This window comes from Ancylomarina longa, from assembly GCF_003996985.1.
Taxonomy (GTDB): Bacteria; Bacteroidota; Bacteroidia; order Bacteroidales; family Marinifilaceae; genus Ancylomarina_A; species Ancylomarina_A longa.
Genome location: NZ_RJJX01000027.1, coordinates 1 through 19,521, shown reverse-complemented (window position 1 = coordinate 19,521; position 19,521 = coordinate 1). Strand labels below are relative to the sequence as shown.

Here is a 19,521-nt window from a genome sequence, read left to right as displayed (position 1 = left end):
TTGTCAGACAATTATTGTTCTTAGCCAGTAACTTGTCCGAGTATCATCTGTTTTTGTCTTATTGTAAATGATCATAAGACTTTAATTCTTGCTTATTTTAATAATTACCTGTTTTATGAGGATGTTATATATTTATTTAAAATGATTATAAAATGACGTGAAGTAATTAATATGATACTATAAAGCATTGCGTAGGTATTTTATTAAGCTTATATTTTCAAGCTAATTGCCCTAATATTATATAAATACTTACTAAGCCTAACGGAATATGAAAAAATTCTACACATTGGTACTACTCATTAGTATCTGGAGCATCCTAAATGCTCAAACCACCTTCGAAAGAGTATTAAATGATCCGAGTGAAAATTACGAAATAGCCAAAGATTTATGTGTAAATTCTAATGGCGAAATTTTGGTGCTTACTCGACACAATGGTGGTTCTTCTGTATATAAATTGTCAGCAGTAGGAGATACTATCTGGAACAAGAAACTTGTGTATAAGGAGAGAAAAGTTAATGCAAACAGAATTTGTGTTGGCGTTGATGGGGGATATTTGATTGCTGGTGAATTGGTGGTTAACAATTTTACAGATATCTACTTGTTGAAGATAGATGAAGCCGGGAATAAAATTTGGGATAAAATAATTGGAAACAGCGATAATTTCAATTATTGTAATGATTTGGTGGCTTTACCAGGTGATGGTTATTTGTTGTGTGGAATAATTCCTCAAGGAGCAAGCCAGCCCTTTTTCATGAAATTAAATGGCAGTGGTGAAATTCAATGGGAGAATAACAATCTTCTGATTGATGGTTTTTCGAGTAAGGCAGATATCCATCCTCTATCAATAAGTATTGCGTCAGGTGCTTATTTTATTGGCGGCGAATACGACGATACAGTTCCACAGGCATTTCTCATGAAGTTCGATTTGGATGGAAATCAAATCCTCAATTCAAAAACAACGAGTGGTAAAAGAGAATATCTAAAGAGTATTCATCATTGCCAGGATGGTTCGATTGCTTTTACAGGATATCGGGAATATGTGAACAATAGTATTACAACTTCGAAGATATGGCTGGGAAAGTACGATGAAAATGGAAATTTACTTTGGGAGAAAGAACTTAAGGATAATAACAAAAATTTTGGGTTTGATATTGCTGAAGATGCGGACGGAAATCTTAACATTGCAGGAGTCGTCTATACTAATGATGCTAATGAAACTCCTTATTTGGCAAAATTCGATGCTGCGGGAAATCTGATATGGGAAAGATATTTTGGATCTGATACAGGAGGATATCTAAACAGACTTCTTTTGCAAGGGAATTTCTATTATGGTGTTGGTTATCATTGGGCCAATAGCGAATGGGGATATAATTACGGGAATGACAAGGCCTATGTGCTTAAAACAGATTTAAAAGGGAACGTTAATGATTTACGTATAATTCCCAGTAATACGGACCATTGCGAAGGAGTAGAAAGAGAACTAATGGTGTATGGTTTTATGGAGTCTTTTAATTGGACAACAGATTTGGACATCATAAAAACGAAATACAATATTAGAACCTCTCAGGCGGGAGAATATTCTGTAAGCTCGGTTGATAAAAATGGCAATACGCGTCAATCCAATATCTATACCATATATTCTAATCCGAATCCAAATATCCTTTTTACTGATGATTCTAAATTTTGTGGAGAGGGTGATAAAAGCCTAACTACAGAAAAGGAATATGATTCCTACCAGTGGTTTTTTACCGATAATCAATCGGAATTGACAAGTATAGGTGATACCAAAACTCAGCTTGTGAATCAGACAGGAGATTATAGAGTTCAGGTAGTTGATGAAAATGCCTGTAAAAATGTTGTTGTAGCCAATGATAACAATTTGTTTAAAGCATATGAGTCCACAGAATTAGTGGCTTTTGTTGCCGATAGCTCTAATATTTCTCGTGCTGGCTTGGCTGATGGTTCTGCAACGATAGGTGTAAGTGGAGGTAATCCTCCCTATTCTTACCTTTGGGAAGAAACAGAATCTACTTCAAATTCAGGTAATAATTTAAAAGCTAACACATTCTACCATGTTACCGTTTTCGATGATAGGGGATGTCAAACAAGGGTGACTTTTATGCTGAAAGTGGTACCTGTTGTGGAGAATAATTTGTGTAGTTTCTCAAAAGTTGGTGGTGATTTACAGCTATACAATACGGATATTCAAGTAATTGAAAATGATTTCGAGGGAAAGATTTGGTTCGCCACAGTTCAGGAAATTGGAATGTTTGATGGTAAGAACTGGTCGACAATCAATTCCCCAAATGTATATCAGTCCATTCAAAAGGATAAGAATGGAAATTTATGGTGTGGTGCTAATGAGAATGATAGGGGACTAAATAAATATGATGGTAATTCCTGGACATCATTCTTTGCAAGTAATGGCCTGGCTGGAAATAATATAAGAGATATTAAAGAAGATAAGTATGGTAATTTATGGATTGCTACTGACGCTGGCCTCTCTCGTTTTGATGGTTCCCATTTTACCAACTTTACCAAAGGTGATGGCTTAATAGATAATGATTTGTACTCCATTCATATCGATAAAAAGAATCGTCTTTGGATTGGTAATTATAATGGCATAACAAGATTTAATATCCTTAGTAATACTCAAATTGACTCTTGTCGCACCTTTTATAATGCGGGAACTCAGACTATAGGAGGAATTAAAAATATAGAGGAAGATAAAGAGGGTAACATTTGGGCTAGTAGTAATTGGGTAAGTGAAGGAGAATCAGGCTTGCTTAAATTTGATGGCAGCCAATGGTCAGTAATCCACCCCGGTTTAAGTATGAAACTCACTTTCATTTATGATATTTATTGTGATACCCAAGGAGGTGTTTGGGTTGCAACTGATAAGGGAGTTGGATATTTTGATGGTTCAAATTGGCATGCTTATACTAAGGAGAACGGATTACTTTCCAACAAGGTATCAGCAATAGGCGAAGATCTTTTGGGTTATGTGTGGATTGGTTATAATCCGGGTGAAGGCCTAAGCAAATATTCTAATGGAGAATGGTTGACTATCAATACAGCAAGTGAGCTGTTGAATAATGGAATAAAATGTAATATTCTTGATTCTGAAAAGAATATTTGGGTATGCCTGGAGAGTGGATCCTATCTGCTTCAGAAATACGATGGAACGAACTGGAAAACTTTTACTGAAGAAGATGGTTTTACTGGTTATTGTTATGATCTTGCTAGCGATTCTAAATCAAACGTATGGATTGCTACAGATCAGGGCTTGTATAAAGAATCACAAAATTCCTTTGTAAAAAAGACAAGTGCTGATGGATTATTTGCCGATAAGGTATTGGGCGTATGCGTAGATAAAAATGAAAATGTTTGGTTAAGATATGAGGATGGATCAGGCATAAGTAAATTCTCCAACGGACAATTCATGTATTATACTAAAAATGAAGGCTTGCTGGATAACCATGTTCGGGATCTGCAGGCAGATTCACTAGGTAATATTTGGATTTCGTATAATGGTGTTTTCGATAAACAGCTAAGTAAGTATGATGGACAAGTTTTTACTCATATGGAGGCTCCTACCAATTCGGATGGAATTCAAAATCCAATAGAAAAGCTGTTTGTTGATGCTCAGAATCGTGTTTGGGTATCCTATCAGAATAAAATTGCAGTTTGGAGCAATGATAACTGGTCTTTCTATGGGGAGGGTGAACATGGAGTAAGCGCAGAATTCACTTTATCAAGTTTTGGTCAAGATGCTGAAAAGAATGTTATCGTTTCCTTTTATAAGGATCTTGATTCAGGAACTACAGAGCAAAAGTTAGTTAAGTTTACCGGAACCGAATGGATAAACTTCACTGCAAATAATGGATTACCAAGGGGACCAATTAATTGTGTTCAGGATGATTATCAGGGACATATTTGGTATGGAACAACTAAGGGATTATTGAAATTTACCAAGTGTACTAACGAAGAAGTTTTAATAAGTGTGAACAATGGTACATGTACCGGTGAAGGAAAAAGATCTTTAATTATCACTCCTACAGGTGGAAATCATCCTTATCAGTACTCTATTGATAATGGGAATAACTTTCAAACGGATAGTATTTTCTCTGATTTGAAAGCCGGTTCCTACCATTTGTTGGTGAAAAATAAAAACGGAGAACTGATTACAAATAGAGAGCTAAGCATAACTGATCCTATACCGCTAGAAGCAAATGTTGAAGGAATAAATGTTACTTGTAAGGGCCGAACAGATGGTGTAGCAATTTGTAAACCTAGTGGGGGCATGGAGCCTTATGTTTTCCTTTGGGATGATGAAAATTCCAGTACAGGTGCTCGTATTGAGAATTTAAAGGAGGGAGTTGAATATACTGTTACCGTCACCGATACCAATGGTTGTACAGCTATCGCAAGTTTAAGTATAGGGCATGATCCTTTATTAAAATTTACAGATTGGAAAAATGTTACCTGTTCTGGCTTAAACGATGGAATGGCAGTAATAACACCTATTGGAGGGAAGGCACCATTTCAATATCAGTGGGACGATGTGAACAATACCACAGATTCTATTGTGACTACTCTCAGTGGTGACAAGTATCATTTTGTTAGTGTGTCCGATGCAAATAATTGTGTTTCCATCGATAGTATAAAGTTGAATCAGCCTGAGGAAATTCTAATCAATGTAAACAAATTTAATAGTTGCGATGGTGAAAATACAGGTGGTGCTGAATTAAGTGTGTCGGGAGGTGTATTACCTTACTCATTTCAATGGGATGATGCCAATCATTCAACAAGTAAGCAGCTTTATAAGATAGCAGCAGGATCATACAATGTTCTTGTTAAAGATTATAGTGGTTGCGAGAAGGCAGCAATAGTAGCAATTGAAAAATTTGATGCTCCTCAAGTAGTGGATATTGTTTCTAACAAGGGAGAATATTTCTGCCCGGATAATACAGAATTATCTCCTGATGGTGATTTTGCTTCCTATAAGTGGTCAACAGGTAGCACAGATAAAGTACTGATACCTGAGAGAGAAGGGAAATATTGGCTGAGGGTGTTTAATGAAGATAAATGTTCAGCTATTGATACTATTAATATTAAGAATCTTTCTACTTACCAGGATCAGAATATTTGTATTATTTCGGTAACGCCTGATAACAAAAATGAAATTGTATGGGAAAGAAGAAATGGTTTTGGAATAGATTCCTATAATGTTTACAAGGAGTCCAATGCTGCGTCTCAGTATGAATTACTTGCTAATGTGCCATTTGATGAGATAAGTGTTTTCAAAGATCAGGACTCCGATCCAACGTCCCGTTCTCATACCTATGCAATTTCTGTTGTGGATGTTTGTGGCCTAGAATCAGACAAGAGTGAAGCTCACCGAACCATGCTGTTACAGGCAAGTTATGGCGTGAATGGTGCTATTAATTTGGCATGGAATAAATATTTAGGATTGGACTTTGATACCTATTATATATACCGGGGAACCTCGGTGGATCAAATGGAACTATTGACCTCGATTTCGGATTCAGAATCGAAGTACATTGATAATAATGCTCCGGAAGAAGAGTTTTTATACTATGTACTGCAAATTGAAGCTCCTGATGTTTGTGAGCCTAATGTATTAAAATCTTCATTTGAAGAATATGGTGTTTCTCGCTCTAACACTATTGATGCAGGAAACAAAGTTACCGGTATTAAAGATAAGGATGAAATGGTTGACGCCATCACAATTTATCCTAACCCAATGGTAGATAGATCATATGCTGAATTTAAGAATTCTGATTTTAAAGAATATACGCTATCTGTAATTGATTCAAGAGGTAGTGTTGTATATCTGCAAAGAGGAATAACAGGTAATAAGGTTGAGATTCCAAGAGGGAACTTAGCGACAGGACAATATATTATTGAATTAAGAGGAGAGAAAATATTTAGAGGAAGATTAATCGTTAAATAAATGTCAAAATACTGAATGACTTTAAGATCGAATCATTGGATTCGGTCTTTTTTTCAATTAATTGGCTGTTGCTAAGTTTAATTAAAGTCAATTTTATATTTTTGTAGCCTTATTATCTCATTAAGTAATAATACAAATGGAACAGAAAAGAATTAAGATTAAAGATCTGCTGCTTTCAAAGGAATTTGGAAGTGAAGTAAATGTGAAAGGTTGGGTTAGAACAAAACGTGGCAATAAGCAAATTAATTTTGTAGCCTTAAATGATGGTTCTACAATTCAAAATCTTCAAATTGTTGTTGATGTTCCTAATTTTAATGAGGATTTACTAAAGAAAATTACTACCGGAGCAGCTATATCCATTGATGGAGAGATCATGGAATCACAAGGAAGTGGCCAAAGTGTAGAGCTGAAAGCAACGCATATCGATGTATTAGGAGTTGCCGATCCGGATAAATATCCGCTTCAGCCTAAAAAACACTCCCTGGAGTTTCTAAGAGAAAAAGCACATTTGCGTTTTCGTACCAATACCTTTAGTGCAGTATTCCGCATTCGCCATGCAATGGCTTATGCAGTACACGAGTTCTTTAATAAAAAAGGATTCTATTATATGCATACACCGCTAATTACCGGATCGGATGCCGAAGGCGCAGGCGAGATGTTTAGAGTATCAACTCTTGATCCTAAAAATCCTCCTTTAAACGAGGATGGTTCGATCAATTATAAAGAAGATTTCTTCGGAAAAGAAACCAATCTTACCGTTTCGGGTCAGCTGGAAGGGGAATTGGGAGCAATGGCTTTGGGGGAGATTTATACCTTCGGGCCTACTTTTCGTGCCGAAAACTCTAACACAACTCGTCATTTAGCCGAATTTTGGATGATTGAGCCGGAAATGGCATTCTATGATATTACTGATAACATGGATTTGGCCGAAGAGTTTTTAAAGTATATGATTAAGTATGCTTTGGATAATTGTATGGACGATCTTAAATTCTTGAGTCAGAGATTACAGGAAGAGGAAAAAGGGAAAAAGGCAGAAGATAGATCGATGGAGCTGATCGAGAAATTGAAGTTTGTTTTGGAGAACGATTTTGTTCGTTTGACTTATACCGAAGCAATTGAAATACTTCGTAACTCTAAACCTAATAAGAAAAAGAAATTCCAGTACCTGATTAATGAATGGGGAGCTGATCTGCAATCGGAGCACGAAAGATATTTGGTGGAAAAGAAATTTGAGAAACCAGTAATCCTTATCGATTATCCAAAGGATATTAAAGCTTTTTATATGAAGCAGAACGAGGATGGAAAAACCGTTGCTGCAATGGATATTCTATTCCCCGGAATTGGTGAAATTATTGGTGGTTCGCAACGGGAGGAAGATCTCGACAAGCTGCTTACCAGAATGAAAGAAATGAACGTACCTGCTGATGAAATGGATTGGTATTTGGATACCAGAAGATTCGGTTCGGCTACACACTCTGGCTTTGGTTTGGGATTTGAACGAATGATGTTGTTTGTTACCGGTATGGGTAATATTCGTGATGTGATTCCTTTCCCAAGAGCACCAAAAAATGCTGAGTTTTAAGAGATCAAAATCTAAATTATATCAGAAGCCGTATTCCGCTATTGGAATATGGCTTTTACTTTTCAAACCGGTAGGTTTTATCAGGCTAATAAATTTTGAAGTTTATCCCTATTAAGGGAACTTATCGTCATGAAATCAAAATCCTGTTATTTTCATTAGCTCCATTACAGGTATCTAATGATTGTTGATACTTAAACGTTACTTATTCTGCCCTATTCAGGTTGTATGTTAATCGCAGATTAATTACCTTGCTTCATCAAAAATAGAACGGAATTAGTATGCTAAAGCAAAGTTTACAACAAAGGTTATTACAAAAATTGTCGCCTCAGCAAATACAGGTTATTAAAATGCTGGAGCTTCCTACTTTGCAATTGGAGGAGCGAATAAAAAAGGAGTTGGAAGAAAATCCTGTTCTTGAAGAAGGTGGTGGCGAAGAGGAATATCAAGATGATAATCAAAACGAAGAAATCGCTGAAAAAGATAATGATAAGGAAGAATTTTCGCTGGAGGATTATATGAACGACGAGGATATTCCTTCCTATAAACTCTCTGCTCAAAATTATTCAAAAGACGATAAACACGAGGAAATACCATTTTCGGGCGGAACTACCTTTCATGAAGTCTTGATCTCTCAATTGGGATTGCGTATTCTGCCACCTCAAAAAATGGCTTTAACCGAATATCTTATTGGCAATATTGATGAAGATGGTTACCTGAGAAGAGATATCGATAATATTGTGGATGATCTTGCTTTTTCAACCGGCATTGAGACTTCTTTTGAAGAATTGGTGGAATTGTTAAGAGTGATTCAGGATTTTGATCCGGCAGGAGTTGGTGCTCGCGATTTGCAGGAATGCCTGCTTTTGCAAATTGAGCGTAGAGGAAAACACAATCCGGATGTGAAGCTTGCCAAACAAATCTTAAAAAAGCATTTCGAAGAATTCACCAGGAAGCATTACGATAAAATTCAAAAAAGACTCAATGTAAACGATGAAGATTTTAAATGCGCCATTGATGAAATCTTAAAATTAAACCCGAAACCGGGTGGTGCATTCAACAATCCAATGGAAAAGGCATCTCCTACGATAATTCCTGATTTTATGCTCGAGGAACAGGATGGTGATCTATTTCTAAGTCTTAATTCCCGAAATGTTCCGGAACTGCATGTTAGTCGTTCTTATTCTGAGATGCTTCATGATTATTCGAAGAATAAAAAGAATCAATCCAGGGAGCAAAAGGATGCTGCTATGTTTGTAAAACAAAAGTTGGATTCGGCAAAGTGGTTTATTGATGCCATTAAGCAACGCCAAAATACTTTGTTGCTAACAATGAATGCTATCATTGATTTTCAACGTGAATATTTCTATGAAGGGGACGAGAAAAAGCTCAAACCAATGATCCTGAAAGATATTGCTGAAATTACAGGTTTAGATATTTCTACTATATCCCGAGTTTCCAATTCAAAATATATTCAAACTCACTTTGGAATATTTTCTTTGAAATATTTCTTCTCGGAAGGAATGCAAACTGATTCCGGAGAAGAGGTGTCTACCAGGGAAATTAAGAAGATTTTACAGGAATGCGTAGATGGGGAAGATAAAAGAAAACCACTTACAGATGATAAATTAGCTGCTATACTAAAAGAAAAGTCCTATCAGATCGCCAGAAGAACTGTCGCAAAATATCGCGAGCAACTAAATATTCCGGTGGCTCGATTACGTAAAGAATTATAAATTTTGTTAACGAAATAATGATTTGGTGCGAAGAGAATTATCTTTGCACTTTTATTTTTAATGCATGTGAAGAAATAGTTTATTTCAGAAGAAGCCGAATATTGGATTTAGCTCTGTTTAATATTTTCGGTTTCTGATTAAGACTATTTTATCAACCCGAACCTATATGCTAAAAAGGAATCGTGAAGTATAAAGCAGACGACTTCTATCCGGCATATAAAACTCAAAAAGTAATTTAGATGAAACTCTCAAGAATCATATCCGGAATTGCTCATCCTATGTTGATGCCGCTATATTCTGTATTTGTTATATTCCATTCCGGAACCTATTTGGATTATTCCCCATCGCAATTAATAAGAGTGATCTATTTAATTGTAGCAATTTCTACAATTTTTCTACCCTTAAGTCTACTTCCTTTACTTAAATCACAGAATTTAATTTCGGATTATGGTATCGAAAAAAGCCGAGAAAGATTTATTCCCTTGGTGTTTGTAATCCTATTCTATTCTTTAGGGGCCTATTTGCTGTGGAAATTTCCGATCATCAGACCAGTTGCTAATATTCAAATAGCAGCTATTATTTCCATTGCTTTGATAGCAATCATATCCTTAAAGTGGAAAATAAGCATACATATGGCTGGTATAGGTGGTTTCTTAGGTTTATTGATTGCCTTGTCTTTTCTTTTTTCGAGTTCTTTGCGAGTCTTTTTTGTAATCGGAATTTTGATTGCCGGATTATTGGCATTTTCTCGCCTAAAACTAAACCTGCATTCCCCATTACAGGTATATGCAGGTTTTATTCTTGGGTTTGTTACAATTTTCAGCAGTATTCTACTTTTTTAAGCTCTATTGCCGCAGTAACCACAAATCGGGTTTTTTATTCAATTTGCGTAATCGAACCAATTCTTTTATAGCGGATTCCTTATTATTAAAGGATTGCATCACTACGCGGTATTTACCTTTTTGTGATAATACAATACTTGGATAACCTTTTTTGTACAACCTTTCTTTAAACGCTGTTGCTTGATTTTTATAGTTATAGCTTGCGGCGATGATATGGTAATCAAATATTTTTCTATTATTTAATACTTCACTACTAGTCAGTTTAGGCTTTGGTTTTTTTGGTGGAGGTGTTAATTCCGGAACTTGTCTTTTGGCAGTCAGGCTAGCAATATTTTGCTTTTTTACAGGGGTGATAGTGGTTTTATCTTTACAGGAAATCGTAAAAATAAAAAGGAATACAAATAAGAGATTCAATTTTGACATATCCGAAAAATTTAGCGTTTAATGTAAAGCCATGTATCGTGATGTTCCTCGGTAGATCGAACATTTTTTAACTCTTTAAAAGCAAGTTTCCGATCAGAGAAGCTTTTATACGACACCCTGTAAAAGCCATTCGCGGCAGGATGAATTTCTGAATTATAACCATTTTTATTTAGTTGCTCCTGCATCCTTTCAGCATTGGCTTGCTTTTGAAAACTTGCAACAATTAAAAAGTATTTATTTGGTCGTTTTTCTACCTCTGGTTTTAATTTTTTCTTTACTATTGGCTTCGCCTTAACGATGGGTTTAGGACTCTCCTTTTTTTTCTTAACAACTTTAGTTGTTTTTGCCTTCTCCTGAGTTTTTGTATTTTTCTTACAAGCAGAAAACCCCACAGTAAAGATCAGTAGGGATAGAAAAATAATTTTTGAAAATTTAACCATATCTTTTGTATTAATATAATATTAACAAATTTACAATATTATTAGAAAATTCAGGAATACTTCTTTTATTTGTTATCAAAATCAGACAAATATTAATTCAGTTATTCCATAATCTATAAAGAATGCCAATTAATACTGTGCGGGAATAATCTATAATACAATACAGTAATCAGGTTCTAATTATTGAATGAAAAGATATTAAATAACGAATCAATAAAAAAATAAATCATGAAGACAATAGCTTTAGTCGCTCATAATGCCAAAAAAAGTGTAATGCTGGCATGGGCGAAGAGAAATATAGAGGAATTAAAAAAACATAAATTAGTTGGTACAAGTAATACTTCTGAACTGATAAATTCGGTGTTGGATTTAGTTGTGGAACCATTTGGTCATGGTCCTAATGGTGGAGATATTTTACTAGCTGCCCAAATTTTGGAGGGAAATGTAGATGTTGTGGTTTTTTTAATTGATGCGGAAACTCCTCATGGTCATGAGCATGATATTCAAACTTTAATTCGAACATGCGTAATCAACAATGTTCCAATGGCTTTAAATGTTGCTTCTGCTGATTTTTTATTTGGTAATAATTAGCAGTTTAAGTCAATGACTTTACATTAAATTAACACAAAAATAATGGTTTAGAAATAATAGGTTCTTCATGTGTTAGTATGTTTGCGATGAATTTACGAACTTAATAACATGGAGAACTTTTATTTACTTATTGTAGTGGTGCTTTTTGCACTTGCCATTTCTGATCTTATAGTAGGGGTTAGTAATGATGCCGTTAACTTCCTTAACTCTGCTTTTGGTTCTAAGGTTGCCCCTCGTTGGGTTATCCTTTCCATTGCAGGACTGGGGGTCTTGATTGGTGCAACATTTTCTAGTGGAATGATGGAAGTAGCCAGAAAGGGTATTTTTCATCCCGAACATTTCTATTTTGCCGAAATCATGATCATTTTTGTGGCAGTGATGCTTACAGATATTATTCTGTTGGATTTCTACAACACTGTTGGTTTACCTACTTCAACAACCGTTTCAATCGTATTTGAATTACTTGGTGCTGCTGTAGCTGTCGCTGTGGTGAAAATAATGAATTCGCCAGATCAAAGTATGGTAGACTTGGGGTCTTATATCAATTCGGCAAAAGCGCTGGCTATTATAACGGGTATTCTCATGAGTGTTGTTATCGCCTTCTTTTCGGGAGCTTTGGTACAATATCTAACCCGCTTGGTATTTACTCACAATTACGAAAAAGCATTTAAATATTTTGGGGCTATTTTTGGCGGACTATCCGTTACTGCAATTACCTATTTTATTTTAATTAAAGGAGCAAAAGGTTCTTCTTTCATTACAGCAGATACTTTACTTTGGATTAAAACAAATACGTTTACAATTCTGCTTGGATGTTTTATTGGATGGACAATCATATTACAAATCTTGGCTGTAGTTGCCAAATTGAATATTCTTAAAGTAATCGTTTTAGTCGGAACCTTTGCTTTGGCAATGGCTTTTGCTGGTAACGACTTGGTGAATTTTATTGGTGTGCCATTGGCTGGATTTAAATCATTTCAGGCATTTATAGCCAATCCTGGTGCAGATCCTTACGGAATGACAATGGGGATTCTTGGGCAAAAAGTACAAACAGAAACCTACCTTTTGCTGATTGCCGGTATAATAATGATTGTCACTCTTTTTCTATCTAAGAAAGCAAGAAAAGTTACTGAAACAGAAATTGGATTAAGTAGCCAAAGTGAAGGAGACGAAAAATTTGGTTCTTCATTTTTTGCAAGATTAGTAGTAAGACGATCTATTTCTGCGAATAATAGCTTGAAGCGAATTCTTCCTTCTGTGATTCAGAAAAGCTTAGAGAGTAGATTATCGCAGCCTGCACCATCAGCAAGCACAATAGATCCGAAGGATAAACCGGCATTTGATATGTTGCGAGCTTCTGTTAATCTTACAGTTGCCAGTATCCTAATTGCAATGGGAACGTCATTAAAATTACCATTATCTACAACCTATGTTACATTTATGGTTGCTATGGGAACATCACTTTCCGATAGAGCTTGGGGAAGAGATTCTGCAGTTTATAGAATTACCGGAGTGATTACTGTAATAGGTGGTTGGTTCTTTACTGCATTTATTGCATTTTCTGCAGCCTTTATATTTGCCACCTTAATTCATTGGCTTGGTGGTTTCGCCATTTTAGGACTTCTTGTCTTAGCTCTAATTTTTGTTGTGCGATCTCATGTTTTCTTTAAGAAAAATAGTAACAGAGCGGCTGGATTGGAAGAAGATGACTCAATTATTATTGAGGGTACTACTTCTGATCAACTTACACACGCTGTATCTAAGGTAACCGTTAAAATTCCAAGTCTTTTTGGAAAAATAATAAATGCCTTGGCTTTTGAAGAACGTGCAAAATTAAAAGAGTGTAATAAAAAGGCTAGAAAACTTGGTAAGGAAGCGAAAGCAATGAAGGATCAAATTCCTTCTATCGTGAAAAAACTAAATGAAGATAGCATTTCAACAGGACCTTTTTACGTGCAATTGATTGATTATCTTCGGGAAATTGCTCATGCGATTAATTTTATTGCGGAACCTGCTTTTGAGTATGTGGATAACAACCATAAAGCATTAATAATGGAACAGGTTAATGAACTGAATTCTATTCAGACAAAATTGGAGGATTTCTTCAGAACCATTAATCAGGTGCTTAAAGAAAATGATTACGAAGAGAACCAAATTGATAAAGTTTTTGCAAAGCAAAAGGATTTGTTGAGAGCGATTCGTAAATCAAGAAAAGAGCAAATTCGTAGGATTAAAGCGGATAAGGTTGGAACGAGAAATACGGTTCTTTATTTAGGAATCCTAAATGAAACCAAAAATCTAACGCTTTATGCAGGTAATCTTCTGAAAGCTTCCAGAGATTTTACTACACTATCAGGTGAAGAATTGGATTCAGAAGACGATTAATTATTCTAAAATTAAGAAGTAAAATATTTATAAATAGAAGGCCAGCTCGTTATTCGGAGTTGGCTTTTTTAATGATCCTTTCTTGTTTAAATAATTTATAGCGTTGGTAAGGATTGTAATTCATTGGAGAACTATTTTATTTTTCTGCTTAAAATTCCTTCCACTTCAAAAGATTTATCAAACTCTTTGTAGTGAGTTTTTGCATATTCTTCAAATTCTTTCGAATTATGAAACTCCTTTTGGAATAATTCCTTTGACAAATAATATAACTTGTAGCGATTACCAGATATCGATTTGAAACGATATATCATATACGATTTATCGTTGTCGTCTCCTAAAAATTGTAGATTAAGATAGGTGCTGTTCCTAATTTTTGTTTCAAACATCCTCATATTTATTATGGATTCCATATAATTGGAAGAATCTGCATATTCTATTAACTGAACCAGATATTCTGATTTATTAAAAGCTAACACATCGATAAAACCAGATATCTCTCCATCTTTATGATCTTCAGCAAGTATCCATTCCCCCAATAAATTAGAATTTATGGTTGTGTTGGGAGAGCCGATAGATACCTTTGATTCGTAATGATTACATGAACTTAAGCTTAATAATACAAGAACTGCAAATAGTATATTTTTCATATTACTGCCTTTTAAAAAATCGTTGATTATTTACTCCTGCTTGTACGAGGACTCTTTTAGTAGTATATTAAATAAATTTTCAAGTCCGGTACTGGCTTTTTCTAGAATAAATGTAACTCTTTTGTTTGTTTTTATTGATGGTTGATTGGGATCAATTAAATAAATTTTGGTATTGAAAGGAACAAAATCTAATAAGCCTGCTGCAGGATATACATTCAGAGAAGTACCAATTATTATAAAAATATCTGCTTGAGATACAATTTTTGAAGCTTTTTGAATCGCTGGAACTGCTTCTCCAAACCAGACAATGTGAGGGCGTAAAGGAGAACCTTTTTCGCATTTATCTTCCAGAGAAAGTTCCCAGTGATCTAAATTATAAACTAAGCTTGAGTCCACCGTACTTCGTGCTTTTTTTAATTCTCCATGCAGATGCAAGACTTTGGTACTTCCTGATCGTTCATGTAAATCATCCACATTCTGTGTTATGATCTCCACGTCAAAATATCCCTCTAATTCCGCTAATATTTGGTGGCCTCTGTTTGGGGAGCATTCGAATAATTGTTTTCTTCTTTCATTATAAAATTGATGAACCAGCTCGGGGTTTTTGTGCCATGCTTCAGGACTGGCAACTTCCATTATGTCGTATTGATTCCATAAGCCATCCATATCGCGGAACGTTCGAATTCCACTTTCTGCACTCATTCCTGCACCACTTAGAACCACTAACTTTTTCATATGATGTTTAGTTTAATAATCTCTTGAAATCTCTAACTAAAAAACTATCGGTTTGCTTATTTTTAATCATGTGATAATCAAAATAGTAAATTTTTGCATCATCTGCACCAATTATAATTTTAAAACACCTTGCTTTATGGCCTTTCTGCTCCGGTCCAACTTTGTGTAGAAAAACAACATCTTTATTTTTGTTGTTGATGGCTTTCTCTATTTCCTGTGTAGTAACAATTTTAACTCTACCAGGATATAATTTTCTGATTTTGGAGATTGATCTTGTATTTGGAGGTAAATCTTCCTGAGTGATATACAGAGTTTTATTTTTTACTTGAGCCATATTTTTATTGTAATATTTTAATATATTATCTGAAATGATAGATGGATTTTTGCTAACCATCGAAACATGATTTTGAATGAATCGAATCAAAGATTCCAGTTTATATAAATAATTTTCTTCATCTACATTTATATAGGACATTGGAACAGAACAAAGATCTTTCATATTAGTGATATCAGTTGCTTTTTCACCAAGTAACAGACTCAGAAAATTGTATTGGGCCTTGGTCTTATCTTTATTAAAAGTAACAATGCTGGTTACCAGAAACGAGTAGTTGGGATTCGTTTTTTTCTGATCAAATTCTTCGTTGGAGATAAAATCATACTCATTAAGTACCCAATTCTGTTTTATTGCTTCTTTAACTTTATCATTGTATTCCGAAAAAGGGGAATTTTCCAATACAACAAGAGTCTTCGTTTTGTAAAACTTTTGATAATCCAATTTTGTCGGCAGTGATTCTTGAGAAAAGGCATGAAATCCTACAGTAACCATGAATATTGATATTACTAGGTTTTTTATTGATTTCTTTGCAATTGATATCATTTATTTTTTGTGTAAATAGGTTTTAAAAACTCAATTTACTCATTAAATTATGTCATTCAAAATATAGCATTAAGGTTGTTTTATTTCAATCTTGTGTGTGAATTCTATGATTTCCAGTTTTTTACGGATTAGTGGATTGTGAAAATTTTAAAATCTTGTATTCTTTTGATTTTTATCCTTTAGGTTTTCTATTTTTGTTCGTATGATTGATCAGCCAACAGTAGCTCGTATTTTTGATGTTGCGGAAATAACAGAAGTTATTTCCGATTTCGTGACGCTTAAAAAACGAGGGGTGAATTATTTAGGACTGTGCCCTTTTCATAATGAAAAAACACCATCCTTTACTGTATCTCCAGCCAAAGGCATTTACAAGTGTTTTGGTTGCGGAAAAGGTGGGAATTCTGTGAATTTTATCATGGAACATGAGCATCTGGATTATGTAGGTGCTTTAAAATATCTCGCCAAGAAATATCATATTGAAGTGGTCGAGCGCGAACTTTCTCCCGAGCAGGAAAAGCAGAAAAATGATCGTGAAAGTATGATGATTGTAAATTCATTTGCTCAAAAATCATTTTCCATGAACCTGCTTCAGCACAAACAAGGTATGGCTATTGGAATGAGCTACCTTCGGGAAAGAGGATTTCGTGATGATATTATTAAAAAGTTTCAGTTAGGGTTTTGTCTGGAAGAATGGGATGCTTTTTCTAAACAAGCTATTAATAGTGGGTATAAAAAAGAATATCTGGTCAAAACAGGTTTAAGTATTGATAAGGAAAATCGCCTGCTCGACAGATTTCGGGGAAGGGTAATTTTTCCAATTCATGGAATCGCAGGAAGAGTAATTGCCTTTGGTGGGCGCATTCTCAAAACTGATGTCAAAACGGCTAAATATCTAAATTCACCGGAGTCTGAAGTTTATCACAAAAGCCGAATCTTATATGGTATTTACCAGGCTAAGAAATCTATTGTCCAAAACGACAAGTGTTTCTTAGTGGAAGGATATACCGATGTTTTATCCTTACATCAGGCAGGAATTGAGAATGTGGTTGCCTCCTCAGGAACAGCATTAACTCCCGATCAAATCCGATTGATTAAACGTTTTACAAATCATGTAACTATTATTTATGATGGGGATGCCGCAGGAATTAAAGCTTCACTTAGGGGAATCGATTTAGTATTGGAACAGGAGGTAAATGTAAAAGTCTTATTACTACCCGAAGGGGAGGATCCTGATTCCTTCTCCCGAACCATGGGAGCTAGTGATTTGATGCAATACATTGAGCAAAACGAATCTGATTTTATCGTTTTTAAAACCAATTTGCTATTAAAAGAAGCAGAGGATGATCCAGTTAAACGTGCTAATCTTATTTTGGATATTGTCCGTTCAATTGCAATTATTCCGGATGCCATCGTTAGATCAGTGTATGTCAAAGAATGTAGTGCTATTTTAAATGTGGATGAAAGAATATTATATACAGAGATCAATAAGATAATCCACAAGAAAAAAGAGGAAGCTTGGAAAAGGAATCAGAGAGGAGATACAAATCGAATCAATGAATCTGCTAAATTGGCAGAAAATTCTGGATTCTTAAGAGCTGCGAATGATTGTGATTTGGAGGAGAGAGCCTTGGTACGTATTCTTTTAAATTTTGGAAAAGAAGTGCTGTTTCGACAGAAAAATGAGGAGGGTACCGAAACTCATGTTCTGGTTGGAGACTTTATTGTAGCAGAACTAAAAAATGATGAATTGGAATCCGTAAATCCATTATATCAAATGGTATTTGATCAATTTGGAGCTAATACAGGAAATAAACAATTCAATGCAAAAACATTTTTCCGCGATCATGCGAACGAGAAAGTGAGTCAGCTAGCGGCGGATATATTGAGTGAACCATATCAATTGAGCGGAATTTGGACTCGAAACGAAAGTTATGTGGAGACCGAAGAAATGAAATTAAAAGATATTGTTCCAAAATTAGTGAATGAATATAAAGGAAAGAAAGTACATCTTTTAATAAAGGAGGTTTTGGCCGAAATGCAAAAGGCACAAGAATCTGGAAATCCTGATCGATTAATGGAACTAATGAAGCAAAAAATGGTGCTTGATTCAATAAAAAATGCAATTTCTAAGGAATTAGGAAATAGAACCATACTATAAATTTTTCAATTCAAAATCTCAGATTTAATAAAATATCAAATGAAAACCATATTTATAAAAGGAAAAGAGCAAATCGAAGAAATTATTCAATCCTGTGATATTTGTTTTGTTGGTGTTATCGACACGGAAGGAAAACCATATGTTGTACCAATGAATTTCGGCTTTAAGGAGGATTACGTCTATTTGCATGGCACCAATTTTGGTAAATTGATCGATTCCTTGAAGATCAATCCTGAAGTTTGTATCACCTTTTGTACTCCACCGGAATTGGCTTACCAGGATGCACATATGGCGTGTAGTTATCGCATGAAAGGGAAAAGCGTTGTTTCCCGCGGAAGAATCGAATTTATTAACGAAATCGAACAAAAAGTGGATGCCTTAAATATATTAATGGGGAATTATACCAACAGAGCATTTAAGTATAGCGCACCCGCTGTTCAAAATGTGGAAGTATATCAAATGAAAGTAAAGGAGATTACTGCTAAAGAATTCGGAGCTTCTCATGGGAATAACTTTCCCTGGCAAATAAAGCGCGATCAGAAAAAATCGCAAAAAGATTTATAGTATCCTTATATATTTACAAACTCTTCCTACCGAGAAGGTTTTTGGTTTTAGATTTCCAGGATTCGAAATTACATTTAAATTGTAAGTTATAATTGGGCGTTCCCTTCGGGCGGGCTTTTCATTCCAACTCCTCGCTCTATTTCATTAATAGTTCTATTTATTCCTTTAAAATTAAGCTCTTTTTTTAAGTTTGTGCAGCATGTTTGAATGTCGCTGTGGGGTTTCCACTTCAATCCCTAACGCTCGTTAATGGTTTCTATTTCCATTTTATTAGAACTTTATTCTAAAGATTGTAATTCCTCAAAACTCTTTTAAACGTTTTAACTTCTTAAGGAACTAATTTTAATTCTAAGATTTAGTTCGTTTTAGATCAGATAAAAATTGATAATTCAGCTTTGGGGAGCAATTATTGTATTCCCTAATTACTTTTCTTAAAATTTTTCGATCAGGTTCACAGGATGTTAAGGTGTGAGGCAGGAAAAAGATAAGAATTGGATTAGGAAATGGGGAAATAAATGATTTATCTTTGCACCGCTTTAAACGTAAGGCGGGGGTTTTGAAAGGGGT

Annotated in this window: 13 protein-coding genes; 8 read left to right on the top strand and 5 right to left on the bottom strand. The window is 34.9% G+C overall.

The window, feature by feature from the left end:
• Positions 1–268: 268 nt before the first annotated feature.
• The 4 genes from DLK05_RS14525 to DLK05_RS14510 all read left to right on the top strand — a co-directional run bounded on the left by DLK05_RS14525 (position 269) and on the right by DLK05_RS14510 (position 10,134).
• Positions 269–5,977, top strand: coding sequence for a two-component regulator propeller domain-containing protein (locus tag DLK05_RS14525; RefSeq protein WP_127344738.1), 5,709 nt, complete (start codon positions 269–271; stop codon positions 5,975–5,977).
• Positions 5,978–6,113: 136 nt separating this feature from the next.
• Entirely contained in the window at positions 6,114–7,559 is a 1,446-nt protein-coding gene (gene asnS, locus DLK05_RS14520; RefSeq protein WP_127344737.1) for an asparagine--tRNA ligase, read from the top strand.
• 278 nt (positions 7,560–7,837) lie between these two features.
• Positions 7,838–9,292 (top strand): RNA polymerase factor sigma-54, encoded by a 1,455-nt coding sequence (gene rpoN / locus DLK05_RS14515; protein WP_127344736.1) that lies wholly within the window; start codon positions 7,838–7,840, stop codon positions 9,290–9,292.
• 239 nt (positions 9,293–9,531) lie between these two features.
• The gene (locus DLK05_RS14510) at positions 9,532–10,134 is read left to right on the top strand and encodes a PAP2 family protein (protein WP_127344735.1); all 603 of its coding nucleotides are present in this window, start codon (positions 9,532–9,534) and stop codon (positions 10,132–10,134) included.
• Between the two features lie 3 nt (positions 10,135–10,137).
• Here DLK05_RS14510 and DLK05_RS14505 read toward each other — a convergent pair whose 3' ends face one another.
• Positions 10,138–10,557 (bottom strand): SPOR domain-containing protein, encoded by a 420-nt coding sequence (locus DLK05_RS14505; protein WP_127344734.1) that lies wholly within the window; start codon positions 10,555–10,557, stop codon positions 10,138–10,140.
• An 11-nt stretch (positions 10,558–10,568) separates the two neighbouring features.
• Positions 10,569–10,997 carry an SPOR domain-containing protein gene (locus tag DLK05_RS14500; RefSeq protein ID WP_127344733.1) on the bottom strand — a complete coding sequence of 143 codons (429 nt, stop codon included), beginning with the start codon at positions 10,995–10,997 and terminating at the stop codon, positions 10,569–10,571.
• 228 nt (positions 10,998–11,225) lie between these two features.
• On the opposite strand from DLK05_RS14500, the gene DLK05_RS14495 reads away from it, so the two are divergent.
• The gene (locus tag DLK05_RS14495) at positions 11,226–11,588 is read left to right on the top strand and encodes a methylglyoxal synthase (protein ID WP_127344732.1); all 363 of its coding nucleotides are present in this window, start codon (positions 11,226–11,228) and stop codon (positions 11,586–11,588) included.
• A 108-nt stretch (positions 11,589–11,696) separates the two neighbouring features.
• Positions 11,697–13,973 carry an inorganic phosphate transporter gene (locus DLK05_RS14490; protein WP_127344731.1) on the top strand — a complete coding sequence of 759 codons (2,277 nt, stop codon included), beginning with the start codon at positions 11,697–11,699 and terminating at the stop codon, positions 13,971–13,973.
• A 131-nt stretch (positions 13,974–14,104) separates the two neighbouring features.
• Here the strand turns inward: DLK05_RS14490 and DLK05_RS14485 are convergent, their stop codons facing one another.
• Genes DLK05_RS14485 through DLK05_RS14475 form a run of 3 tightly spaced genes read right to left on the bottom strand, consistent with a single transcriptional unit; the run spans position 14,105 to position 16,181 of the window.
• The gene (locus DLK05_RS14485) at positions 14,105–14,620 is read right to left on the bottom strand and encodes a putative periplasmic lipoprotein (protein WP_127344730.1); all 516 of its coding nucleotides are present in this window, start codon (positions 14,618–14,620) and stop codon (positions 14,105–14,107) included.
• Positions 14,621–14,650: 30 nt separating this feature from the next.
• Entirely contained in the window at positions 14,651–15,355 is a 705-nt protein-coding gene (locus DLK05_RS14480) for an SIR2 family NAD-dependent protein deacylase (RefSeq protein ID WP_127344729.1), read from the bottom strand.
• 7 nt (positions 15,356–15,362) lie between these two features.
• A complete protein-coding gene (locus DLK05_RS14475) occupies positions 15,363–16,181 on the bottom strand; it encodes a hypothetical protein (RefSeq protein ID WP_127344728.1) in 819 nt (272 codons plus the stop codon).
• 253 nt (positions 16,182–16,434) lie between these two features.
• Here DLK05_RS14475 and dnaG point away from each other — a divergent pair, with 253 nt between their 5' ends.
• Together dnaG and DLK05_RS14465 are read left to right on the top strand one after the other, a co-directional pair.
• A complete protein-coding gene (gene dnaG / locus DLK05_RS14470; RefSeq protein ID WP_127344727.1) occupies positions 16,435–18,390 on the top strand; it encodes a DNA primase in 1,956 nt (651 codons plus the stop codon).
• A 39-nt stretch (positions 18,391–18,429) separates the two neighbouring features.
• Complete coding sequence (locus tag DLK05_RS14465; protein ID WP_127344726.1) at positions 18,430–18,954, top strand: pyridoxamine 5'-phosphate oxidase family protein; 525 nt, start codon at positions 18,430–18,432, stop codon at positions 18,952–18,954.
• Positions 18,955–19,521 lie beyond the last annotated feature (567 nt).